Origin of the sequence: Pseudohongiella sp. SYSU M77423, assembly GCF_029911965.1 — a bacterium.
Lineage (GTDB): Bacteria > Pseudomonadota > Gammaproteobacteria > Pseudomonadales > Pseudohongiellaceae > Pseudohongiella.
The window spans coordinates 90404-103499 of sequence record NZ_JARYTH010000006.1 but is presented as its reverse complement, the minus strand read 5'-3'; the positions used below and the strand labels follow the sequence as shown (position 1 = coordinate 103499).

Annotated in this window: 12 protein-coding genes; 6 read left to right on the top strand and 6 right to left on the bottom strand. The window is 55.1% G+C overall.

Annotated elements, in window-relative coordinates:
• Positions 1 to 210 precede the first annotated feature (210 nt).
• Positions 211 to 2352 carry a TonB-dependent receptor family protein gene (locus QGM61_RS13515; RefSeq protein WP_281133265.1) on the top strand — a complete coding sequence of 714 codons (2142 nt, stop codon included), beginning with the start codon at positions 211 to 213 and terminating at the stop codon, positions 2350 to 2352.
• Between the two features lie 90 nt (positions 2353 to 2442).
• On the opposite strand, the gene QGM61_RS13510 is transcribed toward QGM61_RS13515, so the two are convergent.
• Both QGM61_RS13510 and QGM61_RS13505 read right to left on the bottom strand, forming a co-directional pair.
• Positions 2443 to 4773 (bottom strand): Tex family protein, encoded by a 2331-nt coding sequence (locus QGM61_RS13510; RefSeq protein ID WP_237134684.1) that lies wholly within the window; start codon positions 4771 to 4773, stop codon positions 2443 to 2445.
• A gap of 76 nt (positions 4774 to 4849) precedes the next feature.
• Entirely contained in the window at positions 4850 to 5671 is an 822-nt protein-coding gene (locus QGM61_RS13505; protein WP_237134542.1) for an RNA methyltransferase, read from the bottom strand.
• A 125-nt stretch (positions 5672 to 5796) separates the two neighbouring features.
• Between QGM61_RS13505 and QGM61_RS13500 the strand changes: the two genes are divergently transcribed.
• The 4 genes from QGM61_RS13500 (at position 5797) to QGM61_RS13485 (ending at position 9350) form a co-directional block, all read left to right on the top strand.
• Positions 5797 to 6579 (top strand): inositol monophosphatase family protein, encoded by a 783-nt coding sequence (locus QGM61_RS13500; protein ID WP_281133264.1) that lies wholly within the window; start codon positions 5797 to 5799, stop codon positions 6577 to 6579.
• 36 nt (positions 6580 to 6615) lie between these two features.
• Positions 6616 to 7989, top strand: coding sequence for an MATE family efflux transporter (locus QGM61_RS13495; RefSeq protein WP_281133263.1), 1374 nt, complete (start codon positions 6616 to 6618; stop codon positions 7987 to 7989).
• A gap of 167 nt (positions 7990 to 8156) precedes the next feature.
• Positions 8157 to 8735, top strand: coding sequence for a nitroreductase (locus tag QGM61_RS13490; RefSeq protein ID WP_237134545.1), 579 nt, complete (start codon positions 8157 to 8159; stop codon positions 8733 to 8735).
• Complete coding sequence (locus QGM61_RS13485; protein WP_237134546.1) at positions 8736 to 9350, top strand: lysophospholipid acyltransferase family protein; 615 nt, start codon at positions 8736 to 8738, stop codon at positions 9348 to 9350.
• Here the strand turns inward: QGM61_RS13485 and QGM61_RS13480 are convergent.
• Both QGM61_RS13480 and QGM61_RS13475 read right to left on the bottom strand, forming a co-directional pair.
• Positions 9328 to 10128, bottom strand: a complete 801-nt coding sequence (locus tag QGM61_RS13480; protein WP_237134547.1) for a TetR/AcrR family transcriptional regulator — start codon at positions 10126 to 10128, stop codon at positions 9328 to 9330. The genes QGM61_RS13485 and QGM61_RS13480 overlap by 23 nt on opposite strands.
• 155 nt (positions 10129 to 10283) lie before the next feature.
• Complete coding sequence (locus QGM61_RS13475; RefSeq protein WP_237134548.1) at positions 10284 to 11009, bottom strand: sulfite exporter TauE/SafE family protein; 726 nt, start codon at positions 11007 to 11009, stop codon at positions 10284 to 10286.
• A gap of 103 nt (positions 11010 to 11112) precedes the next feature.
• Here QGM61_RS13475 and QGM61_RS13470 point away from each other — a divergent pair, with 103 nt between their 5' ends.
• On the top strand, positions 11113 to 12003 hold the full coding sequence (locus QGM61_RS13470) for a radical SAM protein (RefSeq protein ID WP_281133262.1): 891 nt from the start codon (positions 11113 to 11115) through the stop codon (positions 12001 to 12003).
• On the opposite strand, the gene QGM61_RS13465 is transcribed toward QGM61_RS13470, so the two are convergent.
• Positions 12004 to 12414: a YchJ family protein gene (locus QGM61_RS13465; RefSeq protein ID WP_281133261.1), complete on the bottom strand. Its 411-nt coding sequence runs from the start codon at positions 12412 to 12414 to the stop codon at positions 12004 to 12006.
• Positions 12415 to 12429: 15 nt separating this feature from the next.
• Positions 12430 to 13029 (bottom strand): DUF502 domain-containing protein, encoded by a 600-nt coding sequence (locus QGM61_RS13460; RefSeq protein WP_281133260.1) that lies wholly within the window; start codon positions 13027 to 13029, stop codon positions 12430 to 12432.
• Between the last annotated feature and the right edge of the window lie 67 nt (positions 13030 to 13096).

Genomic DNA, 13096 nt, shown 5'->3' with positions numbered 1-13096 from the left:
TGCTGGTGGCAAGCTGGGCAGAAAGTCCGTCAAACGCCGTATCCACTGATCCTGGAAACCCTCTGAGGCTCATTCTCAAATGCGATTTACGTTGCTAACGAGAATGATTAACACTATGATTGGCGCAATTTTTTGCATTCGTCATGCGCTCAAAGAAATCGCAGGCAATGCGCCAACACCATAGGACGATACTATCCTCAGGGGAGTTATATGAAGATTCGCAACAAGCGTCTGCAATTTGCTGTGTCCGCCATCATCATGGGATCAACTGTCGGCGCCCACGCCTCGAATGTCGAGGAATTCCTGATCATTGGCAGCCGTGAAGACGCCCGCACCGTGGCCGGCTCCGGCGCTGTGATTGATGGAGAGCAGATTCGCATTGAAGCTGCCACAGATATCAACCAGCTTCTGAAAACCGTGCCGGGTGTCTACATCCGTGAAGAAGAAGGCCTGGGACTGCGCCCGAATATCGGTATCCGCGGCGCCACATCCGAGCGCAGCAGCAAAGTCACCATCATGGAAGACGGCATCATGATGGCACCGGCGCCCTACGCCGACCCGTCAGCCTACTACTTCCCTACCGCGACCCGTCAGTCCACCGTTGAAGTCCTGAAAGGCGCGCCACTGCTTCGCTATGGTCCTCAGACCACCGGTGGCGTAGTCAATCTGGTCAGCACGCCCATTCCGCAGGAAAGTGCTGGCAGCGTGCAAACCGTGATTGATGAGCGCGGCAGCGTCGATCTGCATGCCTGGGCAGGTGGACAGGGCGAATCCATGGGCTGGTTGCTGGAAACCGTACAGCGCGATGGTGAAAGCTTTAAGGACACCGATCGCAGCAACGATGCCGGCGACTATCGTATTGAGGATTACGTTGCCAAGCTTGGCTGGCAATCCACAGAAGGACCGGCGCAAAGCCTGCTGCTAAAACTGCAGTATTCAGAGGAAACCTCTCTGGAAACCTATCTGGGTCTGACCGATGCCGACTTCGAAGCCAACCCCAACCGTCGATACGGCCTGTCATCCATTGATGATATGAGCAATCGTCACTCGTCGATCCAGCTCAGCTATGCTCTGGCGCTAAGCGACAACACAAGCTTGAGCGCGAATGCCTACCAGAACAATTTCAAACGTAACTGGTTCAAACTCGACGGCGGTGGTGCGTACATTGATGCTGCCAACCGCGGCGATGAGCGTGCCCAGGCAATTCTGGACGGATCAGGGAACGTGAATGGACTGCGTTACAAGAACAACAATCGTAGTTACGAATCACGCGGTGTTGAAGTTAATCTGACGCATAACCAGGGCGATCACTTGATCGAGTTCGGTGCGCGCACTCACGAAGACGAATCAGACCGCTTCCAGCCCGTTGATGTTTACAACCAGGCCGGCGCAAGACTGATCTACGACCGCCGTATCCAGCCAGGTTCCGGCGACAATCGTGTAGGTTCTGCAGATGCAGTGACCTTCTGGCTGACGGATACCTGGCAGGTCACGGACGCGCTGACCGTCAACGCGGCATTGCGACACGAAAACGTCACCACCAGCGAACATCGTTACGCAACTCTGGACCGCAGCTCGCTGAACCGTATTACCAACAACGAAGCCAGCGAATGGTTGCCAGGCGTGTCACTGACCTATCAGATCAGCGACAGTTTCCAGATCCTGGCTGGCGTGCATCGCGGATTTTCTCCACTGGGTGCAGGCGCACAACCTAACGAAGACCCGGAAACCAGCGATAATTATGAAGCCGGCTTCCGTTTCCAGAGCGGCACCCTGTTCGCTGAACTGATCGGTTTTTACAGCGACTTCTCGAACAAGAGTGAGAACTGCTCACTGGCCAGCCCCTGCAGCAACGGCGAAACTAGTGGCTCTTACACTACTGGTGAAGCAGTGATTCAGGGCCTGGAAGTTCAGTTTGGCAACCGGTTTGCGGTAGGCGACGCGTCTGTGCCCTTCGATTTCAGTTACACCTTGACTGATGCCGAGATCACACGTACTGATGCAACGGCTGGTGTGAACAAGGGTGACGAGCTGAAAGACGTACCACGTAATATCTTCAGTGTCCGTAGTGGTCTGGAGCTGGCCAATGGCTGGAACAACTACATCGTCGGCAAGCTGGTGCACGAAATGTGTGTGTCAATCGGGTGTAACAACTCGGTCAGCCCATACGCTAGAACTGACACTCTGTTCGTTACCGATCTGATCAGCCGCTACACCATCAATAACGGTGTTGAGTTATTCCTTAAAGTAGAAAACCTGTTCGACAAACAGAAGATTGTTTCACGCGATCCCGACGGCGCGCGCCCGAACAAGGCACGTACCGCGTCAGTTGGTTTCCTGTACGAGTTCTGATCAACTCCCAGGTGTTTACCGAACAAAAAAGGCAGCTCAACTGAGCTGCCTTTTTTTTATTCAGACTCATTGTCCAAAAAGTAACACAAGCTATTTCTTGTTCTTGAGAGCCTGCTCAAACAACGCCGCCATCGTACCGGTCTGACGCTTGTTGTCAGCCGCTTTTCCAAAGTCCTTCTTGCCACGGGTGGATGTTGCAGCCCGGGCGCCACCACGCGAGGAACGACTGCCATCGCTTTTCTCGCCAGGTTGCGGCAAGGGATCATCCAGACGCATGGTCATGGCGATTCGTTTTCTTTCACGATCAACTTCCAGCACTTTGACTTTGACAATCTGGCCGGCACTCACCACTTCGTGCGGATCCTTAACAAACTTGTCTGACAGGGCTGAAATATGCACCAGGCCATCCTGATGCACCCCTACATCAACAAATGCACCGAAGTTGGTGACATTGGTGACAGTGCCTTCGAGTATCATGCCCGGCACCAGGTCTTTTATTTCCTCAACACCTTCTTTCAATTCCGCTGTTTTAAATTCGCCACGCGGATCACGACCGGGCTTCTCCAGCTCTTTGAGGATATCCTGAACAGTGGGCAGACCGAATTTCTCGCTGACGTAATCCTGGGCCTTCAGGCCGCGCAGAAACGCAGCGTCACCGATCAGTGACTTCACGTCGCGATTGTTGCGACGTGCGATTTCCTCAACCAGCGGATAGGACTCAGGGTGCACTGCGGACCCATCCAGCGGGTTCTCACTTTCATGGACACGCAGAAAACCAGCTGCCTGTTCAAATGTCTTATCCCCGAACCTGGGCACCTTCTTCAATTGTTCACGCGACCGGAACTGACCATTCTGGTCCCTGAATTCCAGAATATTGCTGACCAGCGACTGATTGAGACCGGACACCCTTTTTAGCAATGGAGCCGACGCTGAATTGACATCCACACCCACTGCGTTCACACAGTCTTCGACCACTGCGTCCAGACTTCTGGCCAGCTTCACCTGACTGACATCGTGCTGGTACTGACCAACACCAATCGACTTGGGTTCGATCTTTACCAGCTCGGCCAGAGGATCCTGCAGTCGGCGCGCAATGGACACGGCGCCGCGGATGGTGACGTCCAGATCCGGCAGTTCCTGTGAGGCAAACTCCGAAGCTGAATACACGGATGCACCCGCCTCGTTGACCATGACTTTCTTGAGCTTGAACTGCGGGAACTGTTTGCAGAAATCACCCACAAACTGGTCGGTTTCACGCGACGCGGTACCATTGCCGATACTGATCAGTTCAACCGGGTATTTATCACAGAGCGCTTTTAATACGGCAGCCGCCTCCGCCTTGCGATGCTGAGGCGCGTTCGGAAAAATTGCACCGTGGTCCAGCACTTTGCCAGTCTGATCCACAACGCAGAGTTTAACGCCGGTGCGCAGACCCGGATCAAGACCGATCGTGACTTTCTTGCCAGCTGGCGGCGCCAGCAACAGATCCTTGATATTGCGGGCAAACACATCGATGGCGCCCTCTTCCGCCTGCTCACGCAATTGAGTCAGAAAGTCCGTCTGCAGGTGTGTATGTACCTTGACGCGCCAGGTCCAGCGCACCACATCTGCCAGCCACTTGTCAGCTGCCCTGCCCTGATCATTGATCTTCCAGTGCGAGGCAATCATACCCTCGCAGGCGTGACGCGCTGGTGGTGCGTTTTCGTCGACCGGGATATCCAGCTTCAGATTGAGGATGCCCTCGTTTCTGGCACGGAACAGGGCCATCACGCGGTGCGAGGGAATGGTCGTAACCGCTTCCGAAAATTCAAAATAATCCCGGTACTTGGCACCTTCCTGTTCCTTGCCCGGCACCAGCTCCGAGATCATATGCGCGTGCCCCCAGAAGAAGTCCCGCAGCTTGCCCAGCAGATTTGCATCTTCGCCAAACTGTTCGATCAGAATGTGACGGGCGCCGTCCAATGCTGCTTTTGCATCGGCGACCCCCTGGTCGGCATCAATGTATTTCTCAGCTTCCAGTTCCGGGTCCAGCGTCGGGTTGTCGTAGAGGCTGTCGGCCAGCGGCTGCAGGCCCGCCTCTCTGGCAATCTGTGCCCTGGTGCGGCGCTTGGGCTTGTAGGGCAGATAGAGATCTTCCAGAGCAGTCTTGGTATCCGCCTGGCGGATCTGAGCTTCCAGCTCCGGCGTCAGCTTCTCCTGCTCGGAGATGCTCTTGAGAATGACCTCTCGTCGATCTTCCATCTCACGCAGATAGACCAGGCGCTCCTGCAATTTGCGCAGCTGTGTGTCATCCAGGCCTCCGGTCACTTCTTTCCGGTAGCGGGCAATAAACGGGACTGTCGCGCCGTCATCCAGCATGGCAACAGTGGCAGTTACTTGTTGGGCTTTCGCGCCGATCTCCGCGGCAATCTGTTCATACATCGCTGTTAACACTGAATAGGGTTCCTGCACTTGATTTTGGGTTGTTGTGTTGGGGGGTTCGATAGTCAAAAGGTCACTACGCAGCGGAGTCATCCCCGGCATCATTGCGATTGGCACGTTTAACGTGATCATCAATGTAGGTCAGCACGCCGCGCAGTATGTTGATTTCCATGGCGTCCGGACGTATCCGACCAAACAGCCTGCGCATACGTGGCATCAGCAAGCGCGGGTTTTTGGGATCGTGAAAGTCCATGTCAGTCAGCACCTGCTCAAGGTGGGCATAGAACAGTTCCAACTGGTGGTTATCTGCCTTGGGCACATCCCAGTACTCATCTTCAACGCTGGCATCGTAAAAATCACCACTGTGAACCGGTTGTGCCGCCTCACCTGCCGACAGCGCATCCAGCATGGCAACCCGCACCTCATAACAGATCACCACCACAGCCGCCGCCAGATTGAGCGAGCTGTACTCTTCATTGGCGGGAATCTGTACGTGATAATGGCAGAGCTGCAGCTCTTCGTTATTCAGACCGCTGTCTTCACGGCCAAACACCAGCGCAACTTTGTTGCGACCGGCGTCTGCTGCCACATGATTCGCGCACTGTCGGGGGCTGAGCACCGGCCATGGCATCCGGCGTGACCGGGCACTGGCGCCAATCACCAGTCCGCAATCCGCAACAGCCGTCTGCAGATCGGGAAACACCTCTGCCCTATCCAGCACGTCAGTGGCCGATGCCGCACGCCAGGTTGCGGTATCACTGGGATAGTCCCTGGGATCGACCAGGCGCAGGTTGGGAATCCCCATATTTTTCAAGGCGCGCGCGGCGGCGCCGATGTTGCCGGGATGTGAGGTATTAACCAGCACGACCTGGATATTGGAAAATTCGGGCAGGCTCAAAGATCTCTCCGCGTCCGTTGATGTTTATAAAATGGGTCCGGATTATAACAGCCTGATAACAAACTATCTGCGTTGCTCTCGTTTTGCTATCATTGGCGGCTGATTCACTCCCGATTGTCGAGACTATGCACCCAGTTATCAATATTGCCCTCCGCGCCGCCCGCAGCGCCGCCGAACAAATCGCCCATGTCAGCGACCGCCTGGATCGCGTCAATGTTGTTGAAGACCATGGCGGCAACCTGGTGACCAGCATGGACCTGGATGCGGAGCGAACCATCCTCTATCACCTGCGCAAGGCTTACCCTGATTTCAGTGTCGAATCGCGCATCAGTGGTTATACCGAGGGTGCAGATCGTGCCAACACCTGGCTGATAGACCCTATCGTGGGCAACCGTAATTTCTATCGTGGCGTAGGAGCATTCTGCGTTTCCGTAGCGCTGAAAACCAGCAAGGGCATTACTCAGGGCGTACTCGTCAATCCGGCTACCAATCAGGAATTCACAGCCAGCAAGGGCGACGGTGCCCAGCTGAATGCGACACGTATCCGGGTTGGCAAGGCCAGTGAGCTTGAGCAGTCCATGATCGCGCTGGATGGTGACCCTCAGGGCGAGACCGTCATCATGCAGAAACTCCTGGCCAGCCTGCAGGCGCTGCCGGCGTGGGTTCAGATCAGCGGATGTCCAGCTCTGGACATGGCGCATGTCGCATCCGGACGACTGGATGCTGCCTGGTGCGCACAGCAGCCGGAAACCGCCATTGCTGCCGCCCGCCTGATTCTTCTTGAGTCTGGTGCTCTGCTGGGAGATCCTCAGGGCAATCCGCAGGTACAACAGAGCAAAGAGCTGCTTTTCAGCAATCCCAAATGCTTCAAACAACTCCTGAAAATACGCCAGACCCTGACAAGCTAAAACAACAAAATAACTCATCAGAACCGATGGTCGGACATGGCAGAACCCAGACGCAGTAATCGCCACAAACTGACAGAAGGCCCCATCGGTCAAACCCTCATCAATATGACCATGCCCATGATTGTTGGCATGGTCATGATGTTCAGCTTCAATCTGGTTGATACCTTCTTTATCAGTATGCTCGGCACCGAGCCACTGTCTGCCATCAGTTTTACTTTCCCCGTCACCTTCACCATCATGAGTCTGGCCATCGGTCTGAGCATCGGCACATCTGCCGTGGTCGCCAAATACATTGGTCGCGGTGAAACAGAAAAGGCCAAGCAGGCGTCGACAGTGACAAACTACGTCGCCATGGCATTGGCTGGCGTGCTGGCGATTGTCGGTTATATTTTCATGGACAGCATTTTTCTGCTGATGGGTGCACCAGAATCCATGCTGCCGGCGATTCGCGAGTATATGGACATCTGGCTACCCACCAGTGTGCTGCTGGTCGCCATCATTTGTGCCAACGCCGTGCTGCGAGCCAATGGCGACACGAGAACGCCCAGCATCCTGATGGCGGCGGCCGGTCTGATCAATGCGGCACTGGATCCCCTTTTCATTTTCGGTCTGGGACCGATTCCTGCCATGGGCATTCAGGGTGCCGCTTATGCAACGCTGGCCTCATGGATAGCCGGTGTCTGCTTTCTGTTCTATTACCTGGCCATTCGCCATGAACTGATCTATCGCGGCCTGCCCACGGGTCCGGTGTTCAAGAACTCAGCGCGCGAAATGCTGCGCATTGGTATTCCCGCCTCGGGCGCCAATATGATGACGCCGCTGGCTGCCGGCATCATGACTGCCATCGTAGCCTCATACGGAGAAACCGCAGTTGCTGCGTTTGGTGTCGGTTCGCGTCTGGAATCAATTGCCTGCCTGGTCATCCTGGCTCTTTCCAGTACCCTCCCTCCGTTTGTCAGCCAGAATCTGGGCGCCGGCAAGCTCGAACGCATTCGCGAGGCATGCCGGCTTTCCATGCGCTTTGTGCAGGGCTGGCAGTTACTGATCTATATAGTCATGGCACTCGGGGCATCGCTGATCGCCTGGGTGTTTACCCGCGACGCGGAGGTCGCCGGGATAATTCGTCTATACCTGTGGATCATGCCGTTGAGCTACGGCATGCAGGGCGTGATCATCCTCTGTAACTCTGCGCTGAATGCCCTGCACAAACCCATGGTGGCGCTGTATCTGAGCTTTGCCCGCTTTTTTGTATTTTATGTGCCACTCGCCTGGGTTGGCAGTCAACTCTACGGTTTACCGGGGTTCTTTATAGGCGCATTTACGGGCAACCTGCTGATGGCCATCGTTTCCTGGCTTACATTCCAGCGTGTACTGGCCGCCGAGCAGGCCCACATGCAACCGGCCAGCTGAAGCCCGGGCAGGCATATCCTCCCTTTGCCCACTGCGGCTTTTGTTTTATGCTTCGGAAAAACACATAAAAGGGGATTCCACATGACTAAACAGACGATGGCAGACAGCCTAACCAGTCGCACGGCCAATACTGCTGATGCAGCAGTGCGGCAGTTCTGGTCCACCCGATGAGCAAGATTACCTCCAGCTACAAAGATGCCCTGCAGGTACTACACCAGCGGGTTTCAGTATCGCGGGTCAGCGATCCGGCTCCGGATCAGGCCACGCGTGAAGCGATATTTCGTGCCGCGCTGCGGGCCGCCGATCATGGCCTCTTGCGACCCTGGCGATTTCTGATCATTGAAGGTGAGTCCCGGCACCGCCTGGGCGAGTTGTGGGGTAAGGCGAGCAAGGCTGATAATCCCGAGATGACGGAAGCAGATGTGTTGTCCGCGCAGAAAAAAGTGCTGCGGGCGCCAATGATTGTAGTCGGCATTGTCAGCCCAAAAGCCCACCCCAAAGTCCCCGAGGCAGAACAACACCTTGCCGCCGGAGCGGCCATGCAGAATATGCTTAATGCGGCGTACGCACTGGATGTTGGCGCAATCTGGCGCACCGGGCCAATGGCGACCCACCCTGTGATGCGCGAGGGGCTGGGCCTGCAAGCCCACGAATCGATTATCGGTTTTTTATATCTCGGCAGCATCGATGGCCCCGTGCGCAGCGTGCGCGAAGAGGCACTGATCGACTTTTTCCAGGAGTGGTAAATGACTCAAGCCACCGAAGCTCACACGATGCAGATTCGCAAGACCACAGTCTTCTGCACGCCCTTACTGACAGCTCTGTTACGCGGCCTGGCGACGATGATTCTGTGGATAATTGGCTGGCGGCCTATAGGCAAACCGCTCAACGACCAGCGCTTTGTTCTGATCGGCGCACCACACACCAGCAATTGGGATTTCCCCATCATGCTATTGGTTGTCCTGAAGTTGAAGCTGCGCCTGCACTGGATGGGCAAGAACTCACTGTTCAAGTTTCCATTTGGTGGGCTGATGCGTTGGCTGGGTGGCATCCCGATAGATCGTTCCCGCCACAACGGCATGGTCGATCAGGTTGTTCAGCAGTACAGAGATAACCCGGAGCTGGTGGTTCTGATTCCACCCGAAGGCACAAGGGCCAAGGTCAAGGACTGGAAGACCGGATTTTACCATATCGCCAATAACGCCGGAGTTCCGATTTTGATGGGTTATCTGGACGCAGATAAAAAAGAAGCTGGCCTGGCCGACTTCTTTTATCCGACCGGAGATCTGTCGGTCGATATGGCTGAAATTCGAAAGTTCTACGCCACCAAAAAAGGCATCAGGCCAGAGAATGCTGACTGACCGAGTCAGAGGCCTCCGCCTGGTCTGAGTTTTGACTGGCAGGTGCCTGGTAATCCAGAGCACTCAACACATGTGAAAACGCAAAATTGGCAAAAACATTGATGTCTGATTTCAGGTGCTGGAACTTCCAGCGCTTGAGATACCATTGTTGCAGTATTGCGGTGGTTGCTGCCGACAGCAGTGCCGTGTCGCCCTGATAACGGAACACACCCGCATCAATGCCATCCTGGAAAATAGATTGCAGCCGCTGGTCAAACTTCAGCTCCATCTGCATGGCAGCTTCCCGCTGGCTGCGATCAAGACCTTTGGCTTCGATAAAACAGAAGTAGTACCACTGATGCATGATGTCGTTCATGTACAGGTCTGCAAACAGTACAGCCCGGAGGTGTTCGTAAGGTGGCAGATTGTGGCTGTGAATATCCGACATGACGTCATCAATAGACTGCCGCACCACCGATTCAATCGCAGATGCCAGGTCGCTTTTGCTGCCAATATATGCGTACAAACCACCCATGCTGATCTGAGTCTCTCGGCTCAGGTCACGGAGGCTCATGGAATGAAAACCCTGGCTGTTGGCCAGACGGAATGTGCAGGTAAAAATCTTCTGGAGATTACGCAAGGCAGTCTTGCCATTTTTAATCTGCATGCGTTCGTGGTGAACAGCGAATACTCGTTCCCACAATGGTTCGCCTTCCAGCACCCAAGCCTGTTTGAACGCTTTTAGCGAAGTATTGTGTGGCCACTCAGCTTTAAGCTTGTCTTCTGACACGCCTGACATGCGCAGTCACTCCTTGATCAATGCAGGCAACGCTGCTGTCGTTGGGCACCCTCTGTTCGAGGTTCAGTGCCAGTCAACTCGCGCTTTCGATTCGCTGCCCTGGTTTATTGTTATTTCCGGCCCGTAAGGCCATCTGGAATGGATAGCACAGCAGTTTACACCAAGCTGCCGCCGTTCACCAACGCACTGATCACGGCGTAGAGTCCGGATATCGCACACAATATCAGCGAGCCACCGCGGATGACCTGAGGCGACAGACGGCCCATGGTCTGTCGTGCGACCCAGAATCCGGCGACGGTTGCGGGGATCAGAGGCAAGGACAGCATGAAGTGGGACCAGCCGAAATGTCCAACCGGCGCGAGCACAAGCAGGGAGATCAGGCAGCTGACGACAAAAAACGCAGCCAGATTGGCCCGTATCAATGCGACATTCTGATGCTGCCAAAGCAGCGCCATGGGCGGTCCACCGATGGATGTGCTGGTGCCCATGAAGCCCGAGAGAAAGCCAGCAGCAACCATCCTGCCGTTGGTAGGACTCCAGCGCAACGAACTCAGACTGACCGCCACGGCAAACAACACCGAGAGCCCTATCCACAGCGCCAGCATGTTCTTGTCCATCCACAACAGCAGCCCGGCGCCAGCCAGAGAACCGGGGACACGCCCGACCACCGCCGCCTTCAATCCGCTCAGAGACACTCCTTCACGGAAATACCAGGCATTGATCAGCGAGAGCACCAGTGCGCAGACCGTCACGGGCGCCGGTACATAGGCGGGATTCACGAAGAACAGCACTGGCGCAGCAATCACAGCCAGGCCGAAACCAACGGCGGTCTGTACGTAGGCACCGACAAAAACCAGTGCGATTGCTATCAGTATGTCCATAAGGATTCCAGAATCTGACTCAGCTCAGCTGCAGGCGCCACTGACTATAAGAAAAACCGCGTATTCTACGCCTGTTATGCCGCCTCTGCTATAATCCCGCCCCATGTATCCAATGTCCTATATCGAACCGGTTTTTCGCCCACCCAGTGAATGGAAGTCCCTGATCCTGCAGGTGACCAACGGCTGCTCCTGGAATAAATGCACTTTCTGCGACATGTATACTGCCCCGCAGAAACGCTTTCAGCCCCAATCAATCGAGGCCCTTGAGTCACAGGTGCGTGACATCATTGAGCGCGGCCTGCCTGTCTACCGGGTCTTTCTGGCTGATGGTGACGCAATGACGCTGTCAATGCGCCGCCTGAACGAAATACTGGACATGCTCAATCGATGGTTGCCACACAAACCAAGAATCAGTGCTTACTGCCTGCCGCGCAATCTGCGCAACAAGACGGTGGATGATCTGCGAGAGCTGCGCGCAAAAGGCCTTAGTCTGCTTTACGTGGGCTGCGAGACCGGCGACGACGAATTGCTGCAACTGATAGAGAAAGGCGAAACTTTTGACAGCTCACTGGACGCCCTGCAGAAGATGAAAGCGGCTGACATCAAGAGCTCGGTCATGGTACTCAACGGCCTGGGTGGCCCTGAACTGAGTGAGCGCCACGCTATCAACAGCGCCCGACTGATGAACGCCGCCCAGCCTGATTATCTCTCAACGCTGGTGGTGGAACTGCCCAATGGCACACAGCGCTTTACAAAACACTTTGGTGATCGCTGGCGCAAGCTGGGCAAGCTGGAACTGTTTCGTGAAATGGAAGTCTTTCTGGAACACCTGGAACTTAACAGCACCATCTTCCGCAGCGATCATGCGTCCAACTATCTTGTTCTGAAAGGTGTACTGGGCAAGGACAAGGACAGCTTGCTGCGAATTGTGCGCACTGCTATTCATCAGCCAGGGCAAATACCCTTGCGTGAGGAGTGGCAACGGGGGCTGTAATCAGCCCGCAGTATCCAGGTAGAACCAGCGGCCCTTGATGCGCAGGAAGCGTGAGCGCTCGTGGTGAATCTGAACCCGCCCGGTTTCGTCGCGCCAGTGCGCTTTGAACTCGACCATGGCTGTAACGCCTGACTGATTTGCGTCCAGTATCTCCAGTCTGATCCAGTCTGTGTCCTTTGCGCCCAGTTGTTCGGCGCTGACAGCTGGACGGGTGTCCGGGTGCCAGGTCTGCAGCAGATAGTCTCCCAGCCCGCCAATCGCAAAGGCACTGTAGCGCGAGCGCATCAGCTGTTTTGCGGTGCGCGCGAATTCTTTGCCCGCATGCAGGCTGCCGCAGCATATCGAGTAGCGTTTACCGCTGTCGCAGGGGCAAATCTCATTTTTAGCGATGTTTTTAATATCAGGTGTCATGAAACGTAACGGCAATCAGCTTTTCGATTTTTTCTGGCCAAGCCCCGCACTCATGATCAGGCGCAGCGCATCACCCGCGTCAATATCTGCGGGTTCGACACAGTCTCTGGGCAATACCACCATATACCCGCCAACCTGATAACTCATCGGCAGATACACGGCAATTTCCTGATCACTGATCATCTGTCCCAAACGCGAACATTCGTCGTCGCCCTGTTTTGTCACCACGCCCAGCAATTTGTACGGCGTGTCGGGCATTCTTACCCAGACGACTTTCTGGTCACTGAAATTCTGCCCGCCAATCAGGTCAAAGAAATCCTTGATGGTGTTGTAGAGGTAATTAAGAACGGGAATTCGATCGATCAGTCGGTGTCCCCATAACCAGAGCGGTTTGATGATGCGCACACGGAAACTGATGCCAGTGACCACAGCCAGCGCCAGAAAGCTCACAATCGCCAGGCCCGGAATGTACCACTCAGCCGGCAGCACCAGATCCCAGACCTGCTTCAGCCATTCTTCGACCGTTGTCAAAACCCATATCAACAATTGAATCGACAACACAATGGGCAGCAACAGCGACAGGCCCGTCAACAGATCTTTACTCAACTTCTTCAAAATTCTCTCCCCGTTTGGCATCGGCGCGCCGCGGCATCATGGACTTATAATATCGCGTTCAACGTTG